Annotated in this window: 23 protein-coding genes; 16 read left to right on the top strand and 7 right to left on the bottom strand. The window is 71.9% G+C overall.

Translation table 11 applies throughout. From position 1 onward, the window contains the following. Positions 1-58 precede the first annotated feature (58 nt). Complete coding sequence (locus tag QTQ03_RS12775; RefSeq protein ID WP_289278206.1) at positions 59-646, top strand: type III secretion system chaperone family protein; 588 nt, start codon at positions 59-61, stop codon at positions 644-646. Between the two features lie 18 nt (positions 647-664). On the opposite strand, the gene QTQ03_RS12770 is transcribed toward QTQ03_RS12775, so the two are convergent. From QTQ03_RS12770 to QTQ03_RS12760, 3 genes are all read right to left on the bottom strand, one after another. Beyond that, on the bottom strand, positions 665-1093 hold the full coding sequence (locus QTQ03_RS12770) for a globin (protein ID WP_289278205.1): 429 nt from the start codon (positions 1091-1093) through the stop codon (positions 665-667). 82 nt (positions 1094-1175) lie between these two features. Then, a complete protein-coding gene (locus tag QTQ03_RS12765) occupies positions 1176-2474 on the bottom strand; it encodes an MFS transporter (protein WP_502889858.1) in 1299 nt (432 codons plus the stop codon). Between the two features lie 220 nt (positions 2475-2694). Continuing rightward, positions 2695-3744, bottom strand: a complete 1050-nt coding sequence (locus QTQ03_RS12760; RefSeq protein ID WP_289278204.1) for a mechanosensitive ion channel family protein — start codon at positions 3742-3744, stop codon at positions 2695-2697. A 793-nt stretch (positions 3745-4537) separates the two neighbouring features. On the opposite strand from QTQ03_RS12760, the gene QTQ03_RS12755 reads away from it, so the two are divergent. Further along, positions 4538-5071, top strand: coding sequence for an HNH endonuclease (locus QTQ03_RS12755; RefSeq protein WP_289278203.1), 534 nt, complete (start codon positions 4538-4540; stop codon positions 5069-5071). Between the two features lie 50 nt (positions 5072-5121). Here QTQ03_RS12755 and QTQ03_RS12750 read toward each other — a convergent pair whose 3' ends face one another. The 3 genes from QTQ03_RS12750 to QTQ03_RS12740 all read right to left on the bottom strand — a co-directional run bounded on the left by QTQ03_RS12750 (position 5122) and on the right by QTQ03_RS12740 (position 7196). Continuing rightward, on the bottom strand, positions 5122-5964 hold the full coding sequence (locus QTQ03_RS12750) for a class F sortase (RefSeq protein WP_289278202.1): 843 nt from the start codon (positions 5962-5964) through the stop codon (positions 5122-5124). Positions 5965-5980: 16 nt separating this feature from the next. After that, positions 5981-6511: a hypothetical protein gene (locus tag QTQ03_RS12745; RefSeq protein ID WP_289278201.1), complete on the bottom strand. Its 531-nt coding sequence runs from the start codon at positions 6509-6511 to the stop codon at positions 5981-5983. 232 nt (positions 6512-6743) lie between these two features. Continuing rightward, the gene (locus tag QTQ03_RS12740) at positions 6744-7196 is read right to left on the bottom strand and encodes an Lrp/AsnC family transcriptional regulator (protein ID WP_289278200.1); all 453 of its coding nucleotides are present in this window, start codon (positions 7194-7196) and stop codon (positions 6744-6746) included. 173 nt (positions 7197-7369) lie between these two features. On the opposite strand from QTQ03_RS12740, the gene QTQ03_RS12735 reads away from it, so the two are divergent. The 14 genes from QTQ03_RS12735 (at position 7370) to QTQ03_RS12670 (ending at position 20660) form a co-directional block, all read left to right on the top strand. Next, complete coding sequence (locus tag QTQ03_RS12735) at positions 7370-8269, top strand: tryptophan 2,3-dioxygenase (protein WP_289278199.1); 900 nt, start codon at positions 7370-7372, stop codon at positions 8267-8269. Between the two features lie 21 nt (positions 8270-8290). Beyond that, positions 8291-9565, top strand: coding sequence for a kynureninase (gene kynU, locus QTQ03_RS12730; protein ID WP_289278198.1), 1275 nt, complete (start codon positions 8291-8293; stop codon positions 9563-9565). After that, a complete protein-coding gene (locus QTQ03_RS12725; RefSeq protein WP_289278197.1) occupies positions 9562-10899 on the top strand; it encodes an FAD-dependent oxidoreductase in 1338 nt (445 codons plus the stop codon). Before kynU ends, QTQ03_RS12725 begins: the two co-directional genes overlap by 4 nt. Before the next feature lie 20 nt (positions 10900-10919). Further along, entirely contained in the window at positions 10920-12401 is a 1482-nt protein-coding gene (locus QTQ03_RS12720; protein ID WP_289280799.1) for a 2-hydroxymuconic semialdehyde dehydrogenase, read from the top strand. Between the two features lie 76 nt (positions 12402-12477). After that, positions 12478-13275 carry a 2-keto-4-pentenoate hydratase gene (locus tag QTQ03_RS12715; protein ID WP_289278196.1) on the top strand — a complete coding sequence of 266 codons (798 nt, stop codon included), beginning with the start codon at positions 12478-12480 and terminating at the stop codon, positions 13273-13275. Between the two features lie 165 nt (positions 13276-13440). Then, on the top strand, positions 13441-14370 hold the full coding sequence (locus tag QTQ03_RS12710; RefSeq protein ID WP_289278195.1) for an acetaldehyde dehydrogenase (acetylating): 930 nt from the start codon (positions 13441-13443) through the stop codon (positions 14368-14370). Positions 14371-14425: 55 nt separating this feature from the next. Then, positions 14426-15487: a 4-hydroxy-2-oxovalerate aldolase gene (dmpG, locus tag QTQ03_RS12705; RefSeq protein ID WP_289278194.1), complete on the top strand. Its 1062-nt coding sequence runs from the start codon at positions 14426-14428 to the stop codon at positions 15485-15487. Continuing rightward, positions 15484-16257: a 2-keto-4-pentenoate hydratase gene (locus tag QTQ03_RS12700; protein ID WP_289278193.1), complete on the top strand. Its 774-nt coding sequence runs from the start codon at positions 15484-15486 to the stop codon at positions 16255-16257. The genes dmpG and QTQ03_RS12700 overlap by 4 nt, the downstream gene beginning before the upstream one ends. Positions 16258-16310: 53 nt before the next feature. Further along, on the top strand, positions 16311-16742 hold the full coding sequence (locus QTQ03_RS12695) for a RidA family protein (protein ID WP_289278192.1): 432 nt from the start codon (positions 16311-16313) through the stop codon (positions 16740-16742). Beyond that, on the top strand, positions 16739-17263 hold the full coding sequence (locus QTQ03_RS12690; RefSeq protein ID WP_289278191.1) for a 3-hydroxyanthranilate 3,4-dioxygenase: 525 nt from the start codon (positions 16739-16741) through the stop codon (positions 17261-17263). Before QTQ03_RS12695 ends, QTQ03_RS12690 begins: the two co-directional genes overlap by 4 nt. Continuing rightward, positions 17263-18264 carry an amidohydrolase family protein gene (locus QTQ03_RS12685; RefSeq protein WP_289278190.1) on the top strand — a complete coding sequence of 334 codons (1002 nt, stop codon included), beginning with the start codon at positions 17263-17265 and terminating at the stop codon, positions 18262-18264. The genes QTQ03_RS12690 and QTQ03_RS12685 overlap by 1 nt, the downstream gene beginning before the upstream one ends. Before the next feature lie 173 nt (positions 18265-18437). After that, complete coding sequence (locus QTQ03_RS12680) at positions 18438-19904, top strand: amidase (protein WP_289278189.1); 1467 nt, start codon at positions 18438-18440, stop codon at positions 19902-19904. 47 nt (positions 19905-19951) lie between these two features. Then, positions 19952-20260 carry an aa3-type cytochrome oxidase subunit CtaJ gene (ctaJ, locus tag QTQ03_RS12675; protein ID WP_502889753.1) on the top strand — a complete coding sequence of 103 codons (309 nt, stop codon included), beginning with the start codon at positions 19952-19954 and terminating at the stop codon, positions 20258-20260. Then, a complete protein-coding gene (locus QTQ03_RS12670) occupies positions 20247-20660 on the top strand; it encodes a DUF5130 family protein (protein ID WP_289278188.1) in 414 nt (137 codons plus the stop codon). The genes ctaJ and QTQ03_RS12670 overlap by 14 nt, the downstream gene beginning before the upstream one ends. Positions 20661-20772: 112 nt before the next feature. On the opposite strand, the gene pepN is transcribed toward QTQ03_RS12670, so the two are convergent. After that, positions 20773-23319: an aminopeptidase N gene (gene pepN, locus QTQ03_RS12665; protein WP_289280797.1), complete on the bottom strand. Its 2547-nt coding sequence runs from the start codon at positions 23317-23319 to the stop codon at positions 20773-20775. Positions 23320-23523 lie beyond the last annotated feature (204 nt).

The raw sequence follows: 23523 nt of genomic DNA, 5'->3' as shown, positions 1-23523 counted from the left end.
CCTCGGATCCAACACACCGTATGCGGCTGGATCCGCTGGGGAGTGAGGTGCGCGAGCGATGCCGTGGTGGTCATGGCGCCCCGGTCCCGCCAACGGCGGCGGTGAGCCGGACAGTCGTAGCGGGATCACAGTGGAGGGCACCGTCCGGGTCGGACTGCCGACCCCCCGTCAGCCGGGCGAGGACTGCCCGGGTTCCGATCGTCCCCCCGTCGTGGACATGCCGGCCACCGTCGAGCCGGTCACGCTGGGCCGGGTCTGCGACGCGCTCGACCTGCTCGATGTGCGCTATCTGGCCGACGGCGACGGGAACCTGCTGGCTATGTGGGAGCGGCACGCCGTCCTGGTGACGCTCGAGGGCCCGGAGGACGAGATCCTGGTGATGCGGGCACGTCCGCACGCGACCGTCCCGCCGGACTGGGAGGACCGGGCGTATCGCGTCGTCAACGAGTGGAACCACACCCGCCGGTTCTGCAAGGCGTACATCGGCGACCCGACGGAGCGTGGCCAGCTCCCGATCTACGCGGAGCTACAGGTGCCGTTCGGCGCCGGGGCGCACGACGCGCTCCTGGTCGAGATGATCGACTGCGGGGCCGCGGTGGCCACCAGCTTCGTCGACTGGCTGCACGACGAAGGCGCCCTGCTCTGACCGCCGACGCGGCTCGGGTCACGCCGGCGGTGCCGGGTCCTCCATCGTGTTCACCATGAACAGGGCGGCCCGTTCCAGGTAGTCCCAGAGCGCGGTGGCCAGGCCAGGCGGCAGGTCCAGTCGGTCCACGGCGTGCCGCATGTGTCGCAGCCATGCGTCCCGCTCGTCGGCACCGATCCGAAACGGTGCGTGCCGCATCCGTAGGCGGGGATGGCCCCGCTGCGCGGAGTACGTGTTCGGGCCACCCCAGTACTGCATCAGGAAGAGGGTCAGCCGGTCCGCCGCCGGCCCCAGGTCCTCCTCCGGGTACATCGGGCGCAGCAGCGGGTCGGTCGCCACGCCCGCGTAGAACTCGTCCACCAGCCTGCGGAACGTCGGCTCCCCGCCGACCGCCTCGAAGAAGCTGATCGACTCGCCGGGACGGCCTGACTCACCTGCGGGATTCACCGTTCCATCCTGCCAGGTGCCCCGCAGCCGGTCCGGCGCCGACCGCTGTGGGCCGGATCACCAGATTTCGACCCGCCCCGGACTAGGTGACCGCGTGCCGGCGCCGTCCGGGGTCCGCCGGCTCCGGTGCGGTCGTGGGGGCCGGCGACTCCCGTGGCCAGCGCAGAGCGGTGACCGTCATCAGCACCACCCCTGCCGCGCTCCAGACGCCCACCACCAGGGGGATCGAGAACCGGTCGGCCAGCAGCCCGGTTACGAGCACGGCGAGTCCCTGGATCACCTGCATGCCGGTCGCCATCACGCCGAACGCGCGGGCCCGGAAGCCGTCGGGTAGGTTCCGGACGAACAGACCGTTCGCCACGGGCAGCAGGCCGGCGACGGCGAACCCGCACGCCGCGGCGAGCGCCGCCACCACCAGCGGTGGCGGATTGAGCAGCGAGGGCACCAGCACCAGCGGGGCGAGCACGGCCAGCGGCCGCATCAGGGCAAGCCGTCGAGTCGGGGCTACCGTTCGACCGATGATCAGGCCACCGAGGATGAACCCGACAGGGCTGGCGGCCATGATGGCCGCCTGGGCGCTGCCGGCGTCCATGTCGCCGGCGTGCTCGGCGGCCCAGGCCGCGGCGAGACCCTCCGGGACGATGGAGAACAGCATCGCGCTGAACACCAGGATCGCGATGGCGCGCAGCATCGGGCTGCCGAAGACGGTGCGGAAGCCCTCGCCGGTCTCCCGCAACAGATGACTGCGGTGCTCGGCGCGCATCGCCGGCGGGCGGTCGGCCACGCCGAGGCGCACCAGTGTCGCGGAGGCGGCGAACGTCGCGGCGTTCACCAGCAGGGCGGCGGCGGGGTTGACGACGGCGATCGCCGTACCCGCCACGTAGCCGACGACCTGCGCGGCCTGACCGACACTGGCGTTGATCGACAGCCCGACCACGAGGCGGTCACCGGTGAGAATCAGCGGCATGAGTGCCGACCGTGCGGCCTGGCTCGGTGGATTGGCGAGGGTGGCGAGGAAGAGCAGGACCAGGATCGCCGGGCTCGCCAGGTCGGGAATGGCGATGACCAGCATCAGCGTCATCCGGACCAGGTCGCAGGCCACCATCACCCGGCGGTATGGATGCCGCTCGGCGAGCGTGGCGAGCAGCGGGCCGCCGACGAGCCAGGGCAGGTAACTGACGGCGAACGCGGCGGCGGAGAGCGCCACCGACTCGGTCTCCCGGTAGATCAGCAGGGTGACCGCGGCCTTCGCGACGTAGTCGCCGATCCAGGCCAGCGTGCTCGCCGTGAAGACGGCCCGGTACTCGCGCTGGGCGAACACCTCCTGGAAACTGGCCGGCCCTTCCGGAGAAGGTTGCTCGTCGGGCACCGTCGCCTCCATCGTTCCGCCGAACTGGCCACTCGTGGTGGTCGGGCCCTGGGAACCGTCGTCAGACCTACCGATCAGCGGGGACGTGGTCACGCTCCGGCGGGAGCGCGTGCTCCGGATTCTGCCCGATCGTCCGACAACTAGCTAGGGCGAACGGGTTGACGGTCGCATCGCCGACTGAACGAACGGACGATACCCGAGGGGTTGGTCGGCCGGAACCCCCGCCGTTCCGTCAGGTGGTGCCACCGACCTCGGTCTCACCAGAAGCCCGGTGTGCCAGGACCGGGTGGAAGCGGGCGGCGACGATCTGGGCGGTGATCCCCGAGTTCTCCAGCGCCTCGGCCAGCCGGCGGCGTAGCTCCCGGGCGATCGACCACTGCGCGTCCGAGGTCGTCTTGACCACGGTCCGGACCACCGCGCCCTCGACGGTGATCTGCTCGACGCCGAGCACCCGGGGCGCCTCGACGATTTCCTTCGTCAGCTCCGGGTCGAGCGCGAGCGAGGCGGCCGCGGTCCGCAGCACGGCCATCGCCTCCTCGGTGCTGGCGAAGCCGATCGGCAGGTCGACCACCACCAGCGCCCAGCCCTGACTCTTGTTGCCGACCCGGATGATCTCGCCGTTGCGGATGTACCAGAGCACCCCCCGTAGATCGCGGACCGTCGTCACCCGCAACCCGACCGACTCGACCACGCCGGTCGCCTCACCAAGGTCGACGTTGTCACCGACGCCGTACTGGTCTTCGACCAGCATGAACATGCCGGTGATCAAATCCTTTACCAGGCTCTGCGCGCCGAAGCCGAGCGCCACGCCCACGATGCCGGCGCTGGCGAGCAGCGGAGCCAGGTCGAAGCTGAACTCCTTGAGCACCATCAGCAGCGCGATACCGAAGATGAACGCGGTGCTGAGGCTGCGGAGCACCGACCCGATCGCCTCGGCCCGTTGCCGCCGCCGCTCCGGCACGAACTCACCCGGCTGGGCGGCCGCGGTGGGGATCCGCTCGCGCAGTGGCCGCAGCATGGTGGGAACGCCGGCGTCGGTGGTCGTCCGGACCAGCCGCCTGATCGTCCGGTGCACCAGCCACCGCGCCAGCACGGCCAGCAACACGATCAGGGCGATCCGCAGGGGCTTGAGCAGGATCCAGTAGCTCCCCTCCGCGAACCACGCCGAGCGGGTCAGCTCGTACACGGTCTCGCAGAACGGATCGTCGAGGCAGTTCGCCGACGGGCCTGGATCCGGCTCGGCGGCGGGCAGGAGGAGTGACGTCAGGCTGACAGCGTTCACGGTGTCTTCGTACCGCACGCTGGTCGATGCCGCGCCGCCGACTCTCCGATGCGTGCGCGTCCCGGCCGTGGCGGCAGCAACGGAGGTTGAACCGAGCCACCGGCGGCAGGGACGCGGATAGCTTCGGCAGGGACGCGGATGGCTTCGGCAGGGACGCCGGATTCGTTCAACAGGTGCGCCGACTCACGATCCGGCCCGCGTATCCGGAAGCGCAATGAGGAGTGGAGCGGCATCCTGGTCGTTGACCGCGCCATCGCACATGCTGATGATCTCGCAGCTGCGACACGAGCATCGTCGAGGAGGTGTCTTCGCCCTGAAGCCGTCCACCTGGCCGTCATCGCGGTGGTGGTCGCACGGGTTGTCCCGGTGACTCGGGCTGCGGGACTCGAACCGGGCGATGGTCTGACGGTGGTGCGGGGCACCTCGGCGAGGAGTTGGTCGCGGTCGTGGACGCGGACGGTGGTGTCGACGGCCTCGACGGTCGGGTTACCCCGGACGCGGGCGGTGTGGTGCGTGATCATCGGGCGCGGATCCGGCCCGAACCGAAGACGACACGTGCCGTCAACCGGTGTCAGGTGATGCGAGAGGCGGCCCACGCCGCAGCGCTGATCTGCCCGAATGCCGGCGATCCCGGTAGCACGAGAGGGATTAGTACGTGCAATCCGGGGTCTTATCAGGGACGATTGGCGCACGGACGTCGGTTATCCGGGCCGACGTCGGCCGGGGTGCCGAGCTGCGCCCGTTTCCGGCCGGCGGTGGCGAGTAGGGCCGCTGAACCGGGAGGGTGAGCGCGATGCCTGACATACGACCCACGGTGGGCTCTGGCGCGCTTGTCCTCAACGCCACGTACGAGCCACTGTGTGTCGTATCCGTCCGTCGTGCCGCCATCCTTGTGCTCTCCGCCAAGGCGATCTGCGTCGCCGACGGCGACGGGATCCTGCACAGCGCGCGCGACTCGTTGCCGGTGCCGTCGGTTGTCCGGCTCACCCGCTTCGTCCGTGTGCCGTTTCGTACTCACGTCGGCCTCTCCCGGCGGGCGATCTTCGCGCGGGACGGCTGGCGGTGCGCTTACTGCCGGGGCCCGGCCGAGACCATCGACCACGTGTTCCCCCGCAGTCGAGGCGGCCGGCACGCCTGGGAGAACGTCGTGGCGGCGTGCGCCCGGTGCAACCACACCAAAGGCGACAAGACCCCGGCCGAGCTGGGCTGGCGGCTGCACGCCATACCGACCGCCCCGCGGGGCACCGCGTGGCGCGTGCTCGGCCACCGCGCACCCGACCCCCGGTGGGCCGACTGGCTCGACCTCCGCGAGCCCGAGGCCGCCTGAGACAACCCAGAAGGTCGGCCGCGAGGCCGTGCCCGCGGATCGCAACTCGCTCACCCGCCGTGCGCCCGCACCAGGGACGCGAACACCACCACGTTGTCGGCGTAACCGGTCTCGCCACCGACCCAGCGGCCTCCGCAGGTGACCAGCCGCAGGTTGGGGCGGCTGAAGTCACCGAAGACCTGGTCGGCCGGGAACCGCTGCTTGTCGAACCGTTCCACCGAGTTGACCTCGAAGACGGCCACCGTGCCGTCGGAACGGGCCACCTCGACCCGGTCGCCGGCCCGGAGGCTGCGCAGCCCGTGGAAGATGGCCGGCCCGGTGCTGGTGTCGACGTGGCCGACGATGACGGCGGGACCGTACTGCCCGGGGGTCGGACCCTGGTCGTACCAGCCGGCCTCCTCGGCGCGGGCGGCGTCCGGGGCCGCGATCGTGCCGTCGGACGCGAGTCCCACGGTGTGCACCGGTGCAGCCACGTCGATGGTGTCGATCTGGATGGCAACCGGCCGGCTCGCCGGCAGCACCGGGAACTCCTTCGGTGGTGGCCGCAGCCCGGCGGTGAACCGGTCCGGCAGAACACTCGTCCCGGTCACCCGCTCCACCGCCAGCATGGCGATGATGAGCACCATCAGCGTCCCGATCACCAGGACCGGGACCCCCGGATTCCGGGACGGTGCCGGCCGCCGGCCGGTGGCCGTCCACCGCCGGCGCGGGGGGCGCGCGGGCAGCGGCCCGTCCGTCGGATCGGTGGTGGCGAGGCTGGCGGCGACGGTCTGCCCGGCGACCCGCCGCAGCCGCCGGGCGGTCGCACGGGCCAGCCGGGCGGAGGACCGTACCGCCCACCGGGTGGCCGCCCGCCCCGGTCCCGATCGGCTGTGCCTGTGCGCTTTGGTCATGGCGGATACGCCGAGGTCAGGCTCCGGCCCCGGAGCGGCGGTTGCCGAAGAACCCGAACGCGACGGCGAGCGCCACCGCGGCGACGCCCCCGATCAGCAGCACGGAGCCGGCCCCGCTGGCGGTGCCACCGCCCCCGGTCGCCGGGCCCTTCGTGGGCTGCTGCATGTTCAGCACGGTTAGCGTGGTGGTGGCGGTCTTCCCGTTGTCGCAGCGCAGGTCCACCGCGTAGTCCCCGGGATTCTTGCTGCCCGGGATGGTGACCTGGCCGCTCAGGAAGCCGTTGTCCGGCCGCAGGACCACCCGCCCGAACGCGTCCGAATGTGCGGTGGCCTGACGGTTGTTGGCGTTGTCGCAGCCGGCCCGGATGCTGACCCGGGTGCCCGCCTGCGCCGGGTTCGGGGTCACCTCGACGAACGTGTTCTCGCCGGCCCGCGCGGGCGCGGCACCGAGCAAGACGAACACGGCAATCAGGGCGAACGCCCCGAGTAGGCGGACGAATCTCGATGGGGCGCGCTCGACGCCGCCGGCTGGTCGTAGACCCCGCATGTTCCTCCCTCCCGGCACCGGGCACCGGTCCTGCTGGGTCGACGGGTCGTGTCCTGCTGTCGACGGGTCGTGCTTTCCCTCGCGGGGCCACCGCACACGCCCCGGCGCGACCGACTCACGCGTCGATGCGGACGGAAACGGACCGGTCGATCCCGCCCGCGGCGGACCACCCCGGGGCGGTCGACCCGGACGTCCTGTTTCGTGTCGGCAGGTGTCGGCGGCGGTTGCCGGATCACCCGTGCGTGGACGGGGGCAGCGGGGTGACCGGATGCCAGTCGAGCGGGGTGGAGAGGACCATCGTGCTGGACGGCTGGCCGTACGGGGCGAGCCGGTCGATGACCGCCTCGAAGTCGCCGATCGACCCGACCGCGACCCTCAGCACGCTGCACGCGTCCCCGGTGATCCGGTGGATCTCCAGGATCTCCGGCCAGTCAGCCACCTCCGGGTCATGCAGAATGCATCGGGACCCGTAGCAGGACATCCGGATCAACGCGACCACGCTCCGCCCGGCCCGGCCCAGGTCGACGTGCGCGTGGTACCCGGTGATGACGCCCGACTCCTCCAGCCGCCGTACGCGGTCGGCGACGGCCGGCGGGGACAGGTGCACCCGCCGGGACAGTTCGCTGTACGACAGCCGAGCGTCAGCCTGCAACTCCCGCAGCAGAGCCCAGTCCATCTCGTCCACGCCGGTGACCTTACGCTCTCCACGCTGATTTGCGCTATCGCCTTGCGATCAACAGGTGATAGCGGAACAGAGCCGTTGATCCGGCATTCCATTCGGGGATCCCGCCGGGGGATCATGTCGTTCACCCCGGCAGCGCCGCCGGTCAGTCGGCGCGAGGTGGAGGGAGTGGATCGGTGGAACGGACGGACCTGCGGGCGGCCACCCGGGCGGCGGTACGGCCGGTCACCCCGCGACAGCGGGTCGCCCGTGCCGCCCGTAACGGCGGCGAACCGACCCTGGAGTTCGCCGGTCGGGTCCCGTACGACTCGTACGTGCAGGCCAGCACTCTGCACCGGTTGCAGGCGCCGCTCAGCGACGACCCGGGTGAGATGTCCTTCCTGGTGGTCAGCCAGATCATGGAGCTGTACTTCGGGTTGACCTGCCACGAGCTGCGCGAGACCCAGCGCCTGCTGCGCGCCGACCGGGTCTGGGACGCGCTGGCCCCGCTACGCCGCGCCGCCCTGCACCTGGAGGGCCTGAACGCGGCCTGGAAGGGGCTGCGCTGGATGACGCCGGCCGACTTCAACCGGTTCCGTAACCTGCTCGGCGAGGGCTCCGGTTTCCAGTCTGCGATGTACCGCCAGCTGGAGTTCCTGCTCGGGCTCCGGGACGAGACGCTACTGCGGCCGTTCCACCGGCAGACCGAGGTGTACGCGGACCTGCGTGCCACCCTGGCCGCCCCGAGCGTCTGGGACGACGTGGTCGCCCTGCTCGCCCGGCACGGCCACGACCTTCCCGCCGACCTGCTCGAGCGCGATGTCGTGGCGGAGCACGAGCCGCACCCGGCGGTGGAGGCCGCGTGGGTGTGCGTCTACGCCGACGCCGCCCCGGAGAACCACCTGCGCCTGCTCGGCGAGGCGCTGACCGAGGTGGCCGAGCAGTTCGGCGACTGGCGGCACCACCACCTCAAGGCGGTCCAGCGGACAATGGGTGCCAAGGTCGGCAGCGGTGGTTCCGCCGGACTGGCGTGGCTGCAGCGCAGCATGGCTCGGGTGGTCTTCCCGGAGCTGTGGTCTGCCCGGACGGCGATGTGACGGGAGGACGAAAACCCCGTGATGAACAACGAAGACGAGGCCCGCCGCCGCGACGCCGACGAACCCGGGCACCGACACCTGTTCCACCTCCCGCCGGCCGACGGTGGTCGTTACCCGGAGGCCGCCTATCTGGCCGGCAACTCACTCGGCCTGCAACCTCGCGCCACCCGGGACGAACTCTTCGCCGACCTCGACGCGTGGCGACGCCTCGGGGTGGAGGGGCATCTGGAGGCCGAGCGGCCGTGGCTGCCGTACCACGAGCTGTTGACGGCGCCCGCCGCGCGGCTGGTCGGCGCCCGGCCGGCAGAGGTCGTGGTGATGAACTCGCTCACCGTCAACCTGCACCTGCTGATGGTCAGTTTCTACCGACCGGCCGGTGCCCGTACCCGCATCCTCATCGAGGACGCGGCATTCCCGTCGGACAGCTACGCCGTCCGCAGCCAGGCCCGCTTCCACGGCCTCGATCCCGACACGACGGTGGTGCGGCTGAGGCCGCGCCCCGGTGAGGACGTCCTGCGTACCACCGACGTCCTCGACCTGCTCGCCGCCGAGGGCGAGACCGTCGCGCTGGTGCTGCTCGGCGGCGTCAACTACCTGACCGGCGAGTTGATGGACATCCCGGCGATCACGGCGGCCGGCCGGGCCGCCGGCGCCGTGGTCGGGTGGGATCTGGCGCATGCCGCCGGCAACGTGCCGCTCGCGCTCCACGACTGGGACGTCGACTTCGCGGCCTGGTGCTCGTACAAGTATCTGAACTCCGGGCCGGGAGCCCTGTCCGGCGTCTTCGTGCACGAGCGCCACCTCGGCGATCCGGCCCTGCCCCGCTTCGAGGGCTGGTGGAGCACCGAGGCGGCGACGCGATTCGAGATGACGCCGGTCTCCCGGCCGCCGGCGACGGCGGAGGCCTGGCAGGTCTCCAACCCGCCGATCTTCGCCATGGGGCCGGTGCGCACCTCGCTGGAGCTGTTCGACGCGGTCGGCATGCCGGCGCTGCGGGGGCGCAGTGTCCGGCTCACCGGCTACCTGGAGAAACTGCTCGACGAGGTGAGCGCCGCCCGCCCACTGACCGTCGTCACCCCGCGCGACCCGGCCCGACGCGGCGCCCAGCTCTCGGTGCGGATCGGCGCCGGCAGCGCCGCCGGGCTGGCCAAGCGTCTGCGGTACGAGCACGGGGTGATCGCCGACGCCCGGGAGCCGGACATCGTCCGGTTCGCTCCGGTGCCGCTCTACTGCACGTACCACGACTGCTGGCGGGTGGCCGACGCGCTGGCCGCGACGGTGGAGGTGTCCGCGTGAGTCGTGCACGCGACGAGATCGCCGTCGTCGGCGCCGGGCTCGCCGGCTGCCTGCTCGCCTGCTACCTGGCCCGGCGGGGGTACCGGGTCGCGCTCTACGAGCGCCGGCCCGATCCCCGGTCCGGGCAGGTCGAGCGGGGCCGTTCGATCAACCTGGCGCTCTCCGAGCGCGGCTTGGACGCGCTGCGCCGGATCGGGCTGGACACCGAGGTGATGGTCGATGCGCTGCCGATGCGTGGCCGGATGATCCACCCGGTTGCGGGGGAGCCGCAGTTCCAGTCGTACAGCGCTACCGGTGACCGGGCGATCAACTCGATCAGTCGGGGCGCGTTGAACAACGCCCTGCTGGACGCCGCCACCACGCTGCCCGGCGTGCGGATCATGTTCGACCACCGGCTGGTCGACCTCGACCCGGCCAGCGGCGAGATGACCTTCGAGACCCCGCGGGGCAAGGTCGCCGCCGCCGCGCCGGTCGTCCTGGGTACCGACGGCGCCGGGTCCGCCGTACGCGGCCAACTCCTCGGGCACGGGCTGCTCACCGAGAGCGTGGACTTCCTCGACTACGGCTACAAGGAGCTGACCATCCCGCCGCTGGGCGGGGACTTCGCGCTCGATCCGGCGGCGTTGCACATCTGGCCGCGCGGCACCTCGATGATGATCGCGTTGCCCAACCCGGACCGCTCCTTCACCTGCACCCTCTTCTGGCCCACCCACGGCACCGCGAGTTTCGCCTCACTGGGCAGCCCGGCCGCTGTCGAGCGGCACTTCGCCGAGCACTACCCGGACGTGCTGCCGCTGGCGCCGAATCTGGTCGACGACTACCAGCACAACCCGGTCGGCGTGCTCGGCACGGTGCGGTGCGACCCGTGGCAGGTCAACGGCCGGGTGGGTCTGCTCGGCGACGCGGCGCACGCCATCGTGCCGTTCTACGGCCAGGGTGCGAACTGCGCGTTCGAGGACGTGGTGGAGCTGGACCGCTGCCTCGACGAGTGCGCCGACGACTGGTCCGGCGCGCTGCCGCTGTTCCAGCGGCGCCGGCAGGACAACGCCGAGGCGATCGCCCGAATGGCCCTGGCCAACTTCGTGGAGATGCGCGACAAGGTCTCCTCGCCGCTGTTCAAGCTCGGCCGCCGGGTGGAACACACCCTGGAACGGGCGCTGCCCGGCAGGTACGTTTCCCGGTACGAGCTGGTGTCCTTCTCGACCACCCCGTACGCGCAGGTGCGCCGCCGGGTCCGCCGGCAACACCAGGTGCTCGGCGCCGCCACCGCCGGTGCGGCGCTGCTGCTGGCCGGGGCAGTCGGGTCCGTGCTCCGCCGAGGGAGGCGCCGATGACCGGCTGGGATCCGCGGCTCATGGCGGGCAACGCGCCGGCCGGGCCGGGTCTGCTGCGCAACTTCGTCGCCGGTGAGTTCGTCGACGCCGGCCGTCGGTTCGCGAAGCGGAGCCCGGTGACCGGCGAGCCGGTCTTCGAGGTGGTCGAGGCAACGCAGTCCACCGTGGATGATGCGGTGGCCGCCGCCCGGGCGGCGCTGCGCGGCCCGTGGGGCCGGATGGGCGAGCGGGAGCGGGCCGAGGTGTTGCGCCGGGTCGCCGACGAGCTGGAGCGTCGCTTCGACGACCTGGTCACCGCCGAGGTTGCCGACACCGGCAAGGCCATATCGCAGGCCCGGACGCTGGACATCCCGCGCGGCGCGGCCAACTTCCGTGCGTTCGCCGAGATCGTCGCCACCACGCCGACCGAGTCGTTCACCACGGTCACCCCAACCGGCGGCCAGGCGCTGAACTACGCGGTCCGCAAGCCGGTCGGCGTGGTCGCGGTGATCGTGCCGTGGAACCTACCGTTGCTGCTGCTCACCTGGAAGGTCGCCCCGGCGCTGGCCTGCGGCAACGCGGTCGTGGTCAAGCCCAGCGAGGAGACGCCCGCCTCGGCGACGTTGCTCGCCGAGGTGATGGCCGCGGCCGGCGTACCGCCGGGCGTTTTCAACGTGGTGCACGGCTTCGGGCCCGGCTCCGCGGGGGAGTTCCTCACCTGCCACGCGGGCGTCGACGCGATCACCTTCACCGGGGAGTCGGCCACCGGCGGCGCCATCATGCGGGCCGCCGCCGACGGGGTGAAGGCGGTCAGCTTCGAGCTGGGTGGCAAGAACGCCGGGCTGGTCTTCGCCGACGCCGACCTGGACGCGGCGGTCGCCGGCTCGGTTCGGTCCAGTTTCACCAACGGCGGTCAGGTCTGCCTCTGCACCGAGCGCATCTACGTGCAGCGCCCGGTATTCGAGGAGTTCACCGCGCGGTTGGCGAAGCGGGCGGTCGAGCTGCCGTACGGGTGGCCGGCCGACGAGGCCACAGTGAACATGCCGCTGATCTCGCACACCCACCGAGAGAAGGTGCTCGGCCACTACGGGCTGGCCCGCGCCGAGGGCGCCGAGGTGCTGGCCGGGGGCGGCACGCCGCGCTTCGGCGACGCCCGCGACGGCGGAGCCTACGTGCAGCCGACCGTGCTCACCGGGCTCGGCCCGGACGCCCGGACCAACACCGAGGAGATCTTCGGTCCGGTCGTGCACGTCGCGCCGTTCGACGACGAGGACGAGGCGTACGCGCTGGCCAACGGCACCGAGTACGGCCTGGCGGCGGCGGTTTGGACCCGGGACGTGGGCCGGGCGCACCGGGCGGGCGCCCGGCTGGACGCCGGCGTCGTCTGGGTCAACACCTGGTTCCTACGCGACCTGCGTACCCCGTTCGGCGGGGTGAAGGCCTCCGGCATCGGCCGCGAGGGTGGGGTGCACTCGCTCACCTTCTACTCCGAACTCACCAACGTCTGCGTGGACCTCTCATGAGTGAGCGCGGCAAGCGAATCATCAGCGCGACCCGCCGGAAGCCGCGTGGCGGGTCCGAGCGCAGTGAGGAGCCCACATGAGTGTCGACCACGCCGCCGCGGCCCGGGAACTGACCGAGGCCCGGGAGACCGGCAAGCCCTGCCCACCGCTGCGCGGCCGGCTGCTCCCGGAGGGTGACATCACCTCCGCGTACCTGGTGCAGCAGATGCAGGTACGGGAGTGGCAGCGGCGCGGGCACCGGCGGGTCGGCGCGAAGATCGGGCTGACCTCCCGGGCAGTTCAGGAGAGCCTCGGCGTCTACCAGCCCGACTTCGGTGTGTTGACCGAGGAGATGGCGGTACCGGACGGCGTCGAGGTGCTCCTCGGTCGGCTGCTCCAGCCCCGGGTGGAGGCCGAGATCGCGTTCGTGCTCGGCGCGGATCTGGCCGACGAGCGGGTCACCACCGCCGACCTGACCCGGTCGGTGGATCACCTGCTGCCCGCGATCGAGATCGTCGACTCCCGGGTCGCCGGCTGGGACATTTCCATCGTGGACACGGTCGCGGACAACGCCTCCAGTGGGTTGTTCGTGCTGGGCACCGCGCCGCGCCGGCTGGCCGATGTGGACCTGCGGTTGTGCGGAATGGTCCTCGAACACGCCGGCGAGCCGGTGTCGGTCGGCGCCGGGGCGGCCTGCCTCGGCAACCCGCTGCACGCGCTGGCCTGGCTGGCGCAGACACTGGCCCGGTCCGGCGACCCGTTACGCGCCGGCGATGTGGTGCTCTCCGGCGCGCTCGGCCCGATGGTGCCGGTGAGCCCGGGGGCGGCGTACGAGGCGCGGATCTCCGGCCTCGGTTCGGTACGGACGCGCTTCGCCAAGGACGGTGACCAGTGAGCGTGAGGAGTGAGCTTGCGAGCCCCGCAGTCGCGAACGGAGGGCAGGCACGGTGAGCGTGAGGAGTGAGCTTGCGAGCCCCGCAGTCGCGAACGGAGGGCAGGCACGGTGAGCGTGAGGAGTGAGCTTGCGAGCCCCGCAGTCGCGAACCAAGAGGACCCACCCGTGAGCGTCGGTGTGGCGGTGCTCGGCTCCGGCAACATCGGGACCGATCTGATGATCAAGGTGCTGCGGCTGTCGGAGTCGCTGCGGATGGTCGCGATGGCCGGCATCGACCCCGACTCCGACGGGCTGGCCCGCGCCCGCCGACTCGGCGTCGCCACCACCGCCGAGGGGGTGGACGGCCTCGTGGCCATGCCCGAGTTCGCCGACGTCGAGCTGGTCTTCGACGCCACCTCAGCCGGCGCGCACCGGCACAACGACGCTGTACTGCGCGCGCACGGCCGGACCGTGGTGGACCTGACGCCGGCGGCCGTCGGCCCGTACGTGGTGCCGCCGGTCAACCTCGACGAGCACTTGAGCGAGACCAACGTCAACATGGTCACGTGCGGTGGGCAGGCGACCGTGCCGATCGTCGCCGCGGTCGGCCGGGTGACTCCGGTCGTGTACGGGGAGATCGTCGCGTCGATCGCGTCGAAGTCGGCCGGGCCGGGCACCCGGGCCAACATCGACGAGTTCACCGAGACCACCGCGCGCGCCATCGAGGTGGTCGGTGGCGCCGAGCGCGGCAAGGCGATCATCGTGCTCAACCCGGCCGACCCGCCGCTGCTCATGCGGGACACGGTCTACTGCCTGTGCCCGGACGCCGACGCCGACCGGGCCGCGATCGGCGCCTCCGTGGCCGACATGGTGGCGGCGGTCCAGCAGTACGTCCCCGGCTATCAGCTCAAGCAGGACGTGCAGTTCGACGAGATCGACACGTACCTGCCGTCGCTCGGCCGGCACCTCACCGGGTTGCAGGTCTCGGTCTTCCTGGAGGTTTCCGGCGCCGGGCACTACCTGCCGGCGTACGCCGGGAACCTGGACATCATGACCTCGGCCGCGCTGCGCACCGCGGAGCGGCTGGTCGCCCTTGCGAATGGGGTGCCCACGTGAGGGTGCGAAGCGCGGCGAGGCGGGGTCCCGCGGCCGCGGACAACAGGAGGGCCGGATGACCGACCTGTACATCCAGGACGTGACGTTGCGGGACGGCATGCACGCCATCGCGCACCGGTACACCGTCGACCAGGTGCGGACGATCGCCGCCGCGCTGGACGCCGCCGGGGTGGCCGCGATCGAGGTGGCGCACGGCGACGGGCTCGCCGGGGCCAGCGTCAACTACGGCCACGGCGCGGCCAGCGACGCCGACTGGATCGCGGCGGCCGCCGCGGTGTTGACCACCGCGAAGCTGACCACCCTGCTGGTGCCCGGCATCGGCACCATCGCCGACCTGAAGGCGGCGAAGGCACTCGGGGTGACCAGCGTCCGGATCGCCACCCACTGCACCGAGGCGGACATCTCGGCCCAGCACATCTCCTGGGCGCGGGAGAACGGGATGGACGTCTCCGGTTTTCTCATGATGTCCCACATGAACGACCCGGCCGGGCTGGCCGCACAGGCCAGGCTGATGGAGTCGTACGGGGCGCACTGCGTCTACGTCACCGATTCCGGCGGCCGGCTGCTGATGTCCGACGTGGCCAACCGGATCGACGCGTACCGGCAGGTCCTCGAACCGGAGACGCAGATCGGCATCCACGCCCACCACAACCTCTCCCTCGGGGTGGCGAACAGCGTGGTCGCCGTCGAGCATGGGCGGATCCGCGGGGCCGGGCCGCCCGGCTCCCCGTCCGGCCGGACCGTCCGGGTGGACGCCTCGCTCGCCGGCATGGGGGCCGGGGCCGGCAACGCGCCGTTGGAGGTGTTCGTCGCGGTCGCCGAGCTGCACGGCTGGAAGCACGACTGCGACGTGTTCGCACTGATGGACGCCGCCGAGGAGCTGGTCCGTCCGGTGCAGGACCGTCCGGTGCGGGTCGACCGGGAGACGCTCTCCCTGGGGTACGCCGGCGTCTACTCCAGCTTCCTGCGGCACGCCGAGCGGGCGTCGCAGAAGTACGGCGTGGACGTCCGTTCGATCCTCGTCGAGCTGGGCCGGCGCCGGATGGTCGGCGGCCAGGAAGACATGATCGTCGATGTGGCGCTGGACCTGACCGGCCACCGGGAGGAGGGTCAATGATCGGTCCGGACATCGCCGGGATCGCCGGGAAGCTGGGCGCGGCGGCCGACACCGGCACCGCGATCCCGCAACTGGCCGCCGAGACGGGCCTGGACGTGGACGCCGCGTACGCGGTGCAGACCGCGCTGCTGGAGCGCCGGCTCGACCGCGGTGAGCGGCTGGTGGGCCTCAAGCTGGGGTTGACCAGCAAGGCGAAGATGGCGCAGGTCGGCGTGGACGAGGTGATCTGGGGCCGGCTCACCGACGTGATGCGGGTCCCCGACGGCGGCACCGTTGCCGTCGACGACTTCATCCACCCCCGGGTCGAGCCGGAGGTGGCCTTCCTGCTGGATCGGCTCCCCGAGCCCGGTGAGCCGGTCGCCGACTTCACCGACGCGGTCCGCGCGGTCGCCCCCGCGATCGAGCTGATCGACTCCCGGTACGCCAACTTCACCTTCTCCCTGCCCGATGTCATCGCCGACAACACCTCCGCCGGCGCGTTCGTGGTCGGGCCCTGGTGCCCGGTCCCGGAGGGCCTGGACAACCTCGGTGTGCTGCTGGAGATCGATGGCCGGGTCGCCCAGGTCGGCTCGACCGCGGCGGTCCTCGGCGATCCGCGCCGGGCGTTGGACGAGGGCATCCGGCTCGCCGGCCGGCACGGGGTTCGACTCCGCGAGGGCTGGGTCTTCCTGGCCGGTGCGGCCACGGCCGCCGTGCCGCTGCGTCCGGGTGCGTACGTCCGGGCCGTCGTGGAGAAGCTCGGCACGGCGTCGCTGCGAGCGTCGTCGTGAGCGCCGGGACGGGGCGTTGGCCGGCCCGCCGCGGTGTCGGGAGGTGACCTGTCGTGAGTGGGGGTGAGGCGCGGGTGGTGGCCGGCAAGGCGGTGCCGCGTGGGGCGTTCCCGCACGTCAAGGTCGCCGGCGGGTTCGTCTTCGTCTCCGGTACGTCCGCCCGCCGGCCGGACAACACGTTCGCCGGGGTCGAGGTGGACGGGTTCGGGACGACCAACCTGGACATCCGGGCGCAGACGCGGGCGGTCATCGAGAACGTCCGCGACCTGCTGCGGTCGGTCGGTGCGGACCTCGTCGACCTGGTCCAGGTGACGTCGTACCTGGTCAACATGAACGACTTCGGTGGCTACAACGAGGTGTGGGCCGAGTTCTTCGACGCGACCGGACCGACCAGGACCACGGTGGCCGTCCACCAGCTGCCGCACCCGCACCTGCTGATCGAGATGCAAGCCGTCGCCCTGCTCCGTCAAGGAGGCCAGTCGTGAGTGAGATCGTCGAGCCGTTCAGCTTCCCCGGGTGGATCGCGGAGCACCAGCACCTGCTGAAGCCGCCGGTGGGCAACAAGGAGATGCTGCCCGGCAGCGATGACTTCATCGTCATGGTGGTGGGCGGCCCGAACCAGCGCACCGATTTCCACGTCGACCCGTACGAGGAATTCTTCTACCAGGTCAAGGGCAACATGCATGTCGACCTGATGCTCCCGGAGGGGCCGCGGACGGTGCACATCCGCGAGGGCCAGATGTGGATGTTGCCGCGCAACACCCCGCATTCACCCCAGCGGCCCGAGGCCGGCTCGATCGGGATGGTCGTCGAGCGGGTCCGCGAGGAGGGCACGCTGGAGAAGTTCCAGTGGTACTGCCCCAGGTGCAACCACAAGGTGCACGAGGTGGAGCTCCAGGTCCGTGACATCGCCGCCGACCTGCCCCCGGTCTTCTCGGCGTTCTACGCCGACGAGAAGGCGCGTACCTGTGACAACTGCGGTGCGCTGCACCCGGGCAAGGGCTGATGCGCGCTCGGATCGTGGACGTGCACACGCACGTCGTACCGAGGGGCTGGCCGGACCTCGGTGCGGCGTGCGGGGGGTCCGGTTGGCCCTGGCTGCGGGTCGACTCCGAACACGCGGCCATGATCATGGTCGGCGAGACGGAGTTCCGGCCGGTCGGCGCGGAGTGCTGGGACGCGGACACCCGGCTCGCCGACATGGCCGCCGACGGCGTCGACCTGCAGGTGGTCTCGCCGACGCCGGTCTTCTTCTGCTACGACCGGCCCGCCGACCAGGCGGTCAAGGTGGCCCGAATCTTCAACGACCTGACGCTGGAGGTCACCGCCGGTGGCGGCGACCGACTGGTGCCGTTCTGCCAGGTGCCGTTGCAGGATCCGGAGGCCGCCTGCGTCGAGCTGGACCGCTGCCTCGCGGCCGGGCACGTCGGCGTGGAGATCGGGAACCACGTCGGCGACCGTGACCTCGACGACGGGGGGACCGTCGAGTTCCTCACCCACTGCGCCGAGGTGGGCGCGCCGGTCCTCGTCCACCCGTGGGACATGTCCGGCGGGCCCCGGCTGGACCGGTGGATGGCCCGCTGGCTCACCGGGATGCCCGCCGAAACCCACCTCTCGATGCTGGCGATGATCCTCGGCGGGGTCTTCGACCGGGTGCCGGAGACGCTGCGGATCTGTTTCGCGCACGGCGGCGGCAGCTTTCCGTTCTGGCTCGGCCGCGCGGACAACGCCTGGCACCGGCGTGGTGACCTGGTCCGCGGCGCCTCGGCCGCCCCGCCCAGCTCGTACGTCGACCGGTTCCACGTCGACTCGGTGGTGTTCGAGCCGGCCGCGCTGCGCCTGCTCGTCGACACGATGGGGGTCGACCGGGTGCTGGTGGGCAGCGACTACCCGTACCCGCTGGGGGAACGGCCGGTCGGCGCGGTGGTGCACCGGTCCGACTTCCTCACCGCCGACCAGCGCGACCGGCTGCTCTCCCGCAACGCCCTGCGTTTCCTGTACGGCTGAGGTCGCCCGGCCGACGCTGCCGCGCCCGTGCCGCCGGCACCTGTCCGGCCGCCGGTGGCAACCCCGGCCGCGGGGTCAGGGGCCGGGCCGCGACCAGTCGCCCGGCGCCGGTCGGCGCGCTGCGCCGGCGCGTGACGAGTGCGTTCAGGTGCGCTGCCGGGCAGGATGAGGGCATGGCCGAGCCGCACGACCTCACCGCACTGGAGCAGGCCGCGGCGATCGCGCGCGGCGAGCTGACCAGCCGTCAGTTGGTCGAGCACCAGCTCACCCGGGTGGCCGCGCTCGGCGCCACCGTCGGCGCGTTCGTCACGGTCACCCCGGAGGCGGCGCTGACCGCCGCCGACGCGGCGGACGCCGTGCCCGTCGGGGCACGTGGAGCGCTGCACGGGGTGCCGACCGCGATCAAGGATCTGACGCTCACCGCGGGCGTGCGCACCACCTTCGGCTCGGCCGCCTTCGTCGACTTCGTTCCCCCGCTCGACGCGGACGTGGTCCGGTTCATGCGGGGTGCCGGCCTGGTCAGCCTCGGCAAGAGCAGCACCTCCGAGCTGGGCTGTTCGCTCTACTCGGAAGGCCTTGTCGCGCCGCCGGCCCGCAACCCGTGGGATCTCACGTGCACGGCCGGCGGCTCCAGCGGTGGGGCGGCGGCCGCGGTGGCGGCCGGGCTCGTGCCGATCGCCCAGGGCTCCGACGGCGGCGGGTCGCTGCGCATCCCGGCGGCGATGTGTGGACTGGTCGGGTACAAGCCCAGCCGGGGGCTGGTCTCCGGTGGGCCGGTCGGGTTCGGGGCGTACGGCCTGCCGAGCAACGGCCCGATCGGCCGTACCGTCGCCGATGTCGCGGCGCTGCTCGACGTGCTGTCCCAGCCGGTCCCGGGGGAGCCGTACCTGGCGCCGCTTCCGCCCGCCGGTGGATGGCTGGCCGCCGCGCGGGCCGCCGAGCCGGGGCGGCTGCGGATCGGGCGCTTCACCGCCCCGATGCTCGCCGACGAGCCGGTGCACCCTGACTGCGTGGCCGCCGTGGACCGCGCCGCCGCGCTGCTCACCGCCGTCGGGCACGAGGTGGTCGAGGTGTCGTCGCCGCTCACGCCGGCGGCGTGGCCGCTGTTCGAGATCATCTGGTACGTGCTGGCACTCGTCCCGGTCCCGCCGGAACGGGAGGGACGGCTGTTGCCGCTGACCCGGCTGCTGCGGGAGCGCGGCGCGGCCGTCTCCGCCGCCACCCTCACCGCCACGCTCGGCGAACTCCAGGCGCAGGTGCGCCTCGGCATTCGCCGCACCGCCGGCTGCGACCTGCTGCTCTGCCCCACGCTCGCGGCGCCGCAGGCACCGGTCGGGTGGTTCACCCAGGGGCGCGACCCGGCGGAGGACTTCGACCGGCAACGGCGGTTCTCGCCGTACTGCGCCATCTTCAACGTCACGGGCGATCCGTCGGTGTCGCTGCCGGTCGGGGTGACCGCCGAGGGGCTGCCGGTCGGGGTGCTGCTCAGCGGCCGGTACGGCGATGACGCGAGGTTGATCGCCACGGCTGCGCAACTCGAGCGCTGCAGTGGCGGATGGGATCGCCACCCCGCAATCTGGCGGGCGGTCGGCTCCGCTAACGTGAATACCACAAGCGGAGTCGGGGAATCGTCTGCTTGATCGTCCACCCGACCCGGAATTCCTGGTCTCTCTTTCGCCTGGGGGCGTTGGGATTGTCTGTAACCGAGACGTTGCTGGTCTTCGTCGGCATCCCGGCGGCCGCGGTGCTGGTGATCGCCGGTGTGGCGTATGTCGGCAGCCGTGGCGGCGGTGGTGGTGGTAAGCGCTACCGGCCGGGCCGGCCCTACGACTTCACTCCGGTCTGGTTCCTGAGCAGTCCGGAGGAGCTGGCCGACTCGGCCGGCACCGCGTTGACCGCCGGGGCGCAGGCACCCGCGCTGACCAGCGGCAAGCAGGAGCAGGCCGGCATCGAGGCGCCGGTCGGTGGAACCGGAGGCGCAAGTGACCGTTGGTGAGATGCAGCCCCAGTCCGGGACGGGGAGTCCGCCCGACGTGCTGGACGGGCCGTTCTCGACCCGCCAGCTGCTGCGCGTCGACGAGGCGTTGCGCCTGGCCGACCTGGGCACCGGGCTGATCTTCTCGGTCTTCGTCGGTGGTCTCGACGAGCCGATCCGGGAGCATGCCGAGCGGCTGCACCGCCAGCTCGCCGAGCCCGACCGGTCCGTGCTGATCGCGATCTCGCCGAACCAGCGGCAGCTGGAGATAGTCACCGGCAGGTACGCCCGCAAGCGCATCCCCGACACGTACACGAAACTCGCCGCGCTCTCCATGGTCGCCGCCTTCGGCGGCGGTGACCTGACCGGCGGCATCATCACCGGCCTCGACCAGCTCGCCAGCCACGCCGGCAAGGGCTGAGCGACCGCCCGTACGCCCCGGCCCACCACGCCCGGCCCGCGCTTCAACGCGGGCCGGGCGTGGTGCCGCCGCTGTCAGCGGGGCCGGTCGGAGGTGCCGCCCGTGCTCCCGCTCATGCGCTCCGCGTGTCCTTGGCGCGGGCCCGGAGGGCCCGGACCACGCCGTCGCGGCCCTCGGTGACCAGCCGCCGCAGCGGCGCGGGGTGGCCCTCGCCGGCCAGCCACGCGTCGGTCGCCGCCACGGTGTCGTCCTCGACCAGGTACGCCGGGTAGCCCAGCTGCGCGAACTCCTGCGCCGGCTCGCTGTCCCGGCTGGCCCAGACCTGCGCCACGGTGGCGAAGAACCGGTCCCGGTAGGGCCGGACCAGCTCGACCTGCGTCGGGTGGGCGAAGCCCATGAGCAGTGCCCGGTTCCGCCAGTTCGGCAGCGGGTCCGGGCCGGTCAGCTGAGCCCAGACCGCGGCCTTGTTCTCCGGCGTCGGCACGAGCGCGTGGGCGTACGCGGCCTCCCGTTCACCGCTGGCCGTGCGGTCCGCCGCCAGCTCTGCCTCCACGTCGGCGGGGCCGGCCGCGCCGTTGGCCACCAGCGCGTCGAGTACCGTCCAACGCAGCTCGGTGTCGACGGTCAGGCCGGCCGGGACGGCACCGCCGTTCAGCCAGCCCCGCAGTGTCGCCAGGTCCTCCGATGAGCGGGCGGCGGAGGCGTACGCGCGGGCCCAGGCGAGCTGGAAGCCGCTGCCCGGCTCGGCGGCGGCGAGGGCGGTCCTCGCGGTCCGGGCCAGGTCGGCCCAGCCGCTCGGCGCCCACGCCGGGTCGGCGTAGAAGGTGAGCGCGGAGGTGGCCTGCCGCAGGGTGGCGGTGACCAGGTTGATGTCCGTCTCGGCGGGCAGGCCGGCGAGGACCAGCGCCAGATAGTCACGGGCCGCCAGCTCGGCGTCGCGGATCATGTCCCACGCCGCGGTCCAGCAGAGCGCGCGGGCGAGCGACGACTCGAACCCGGCGATGTGCTGTACCACGGTCGCCATCGAACGCTCGTCCAGCCGCAGCTTCGCGTATGTGAGGTCGTCGTCGTTGAGCAGCAGCACGTCCGCGGCGCGGGCCCCGACCAGCTGGGTGAGCTCGGTCGCCTCGCCGGCGACGTCCACCTCGACGCGTTCGCGTCGGACCAGACGACCGTCGGTGAGGTCGTACAGGCCCACGCCGATCCGGTGGGTGCGCAGCGTCGGGTAGCCGACCGGCGCCTCCTGGCGGACCACGACCCGCTCGTAGCTGCCGTCGGCGCCGACCGTCACCTCCGGGCGCAGCGTGTTGACCTGCGCTGTCTCCAGCCACTGCGCGGCGAACTTGCGCAGTTCCCGCCCGGAGGCCGCCTCCAGCTCCGACAGCAGGTCGTCGAAGGTGGCGTTGCCCCAGGCGTGCTTGTCGAAGTACGACCGCAGACCGGCCAGGAACGGCTTCTCACCCACGTACGCGACGAGCTGCTTGACCACGCTCGCGCCCTTGGCGTAGGTGATGCCGTCGAAGTTGACCTCGACCGCCTCCAGGTCCGGCATCTCGGTGTAGACCGGGTGGGTGGAAGAGAGCTGGTCCTGCCGGTAGCCCCAGTTTTTTCGGATGGACAGGAAGGTGGTCCACGCCTCGGCGAAGCGGGTGGCGTTGGTGTTGCACCAGTGACTGGCCCACTCGGCGAACGACTCGTTCAGCCACAGGTCGTTCCACCAGCGCATGGTGACCAGGTCGCCGAACCACATGTGCGCCAGCTCGTGCAGGATCGTGTTGGCGCGCTGCTCGTACTCGTAGTCGGTGACCTGTGAGCGGAAGATGTAGTGCGACTCGGCGTGTGTGACACAGCCGAAGTTCTCCATCGCGCCGGCGTTGAAGTCAGGCACCCAGAGCTGGTCGTACTTCGGCAGCGGGTAGCGCACCCCGAACTGGGTGTGGAAGAAGTCGAAACCCTGCTTGGTGATCAGGAACAGGTCGTCGGAGTCGAGGTACGGCGCCATCGACGCCCGGCAGAACACGCCGAGGTCGACGCCGTCGTGGCTGTCGCGCACCTCGTGGTACGGCCCGGCGCACAGCGCGGTGATGTAGGTGCTCATCCGGGGCGAGGTGACGAAGCGGACCGTCTTCAGGCCGTCGCCCGCAGGCTCCGCACGCTCGGCCGGCATGGTGGAGACGACCGTCCAGTGCGCCGGCACGGTGGCGTGCCAGGTGTAGACGCTCTTCAGGTCGGGCTGGTCGAAGGCGGCGAACACGCGTTGGGCGTCCGCCGTCTCGAACTGGCTGTACAGGTAGGTCTCGCCGTCGACCGGGTCCACCGTGCGGTGCAGCCCCTGCCCGCTGGTCGAGTACGCGAAGTCCGCGTCGACCACGAGCGTGTTCTCCGCGGCCAGCCCGGGCAGGGTCAGCCCCTTCTCCGCCGACCAGCCGGCCAGGTCAAGCGGCCTGCCGTTGAGCGTCGCGGACCGGACCGAGTCGGCCGCCACCTCGATGAACGTGCTGGCCCCCGGCTCGCTGCACCGGAACCGAATCTCCGTGGTCGACCGGAAGGTGCGACCCTCGGCCCGTACGGCGCTCGACAGGTCCAGCCTGATGTCGTATCCGGCCACGTCGAGCAGGCGGCCACGCTCGGTGGCCTCCACCTGCGTCAGGTTGCGCACTCCCGGCACTGTTCGTCTCCATCTCTGGTCTCGTCGTACGCCGACCGCAGCGTCGACCGACGACCGCTCATGACGGCGCGCGGATCGAGTCTTGCATGCGGCCGGGCGCAACGGTGGGCGAGGTCACGCTCTCATTCCGGTGTCGGCCGCCCGACTGCGGGGTGAAGATCGGTGCAGACGCCGAGAACGCGTCCCCGTCGTGAA

The sequence above is a fragment of the Micromonospora sp. WMMA1363 genome (assembly GCF_030345795.1).
Lineage (GTDB): Bacteria > Actinomycetota > Actinomycetes > Mycobacteriales > Micromonosporaceae > Micromonospora.
The sequence above is the reverse complement of the archived record's forward strand: the minus strand, read 5'-3'. Positions and strand labels throughout refer to the sequence as shown.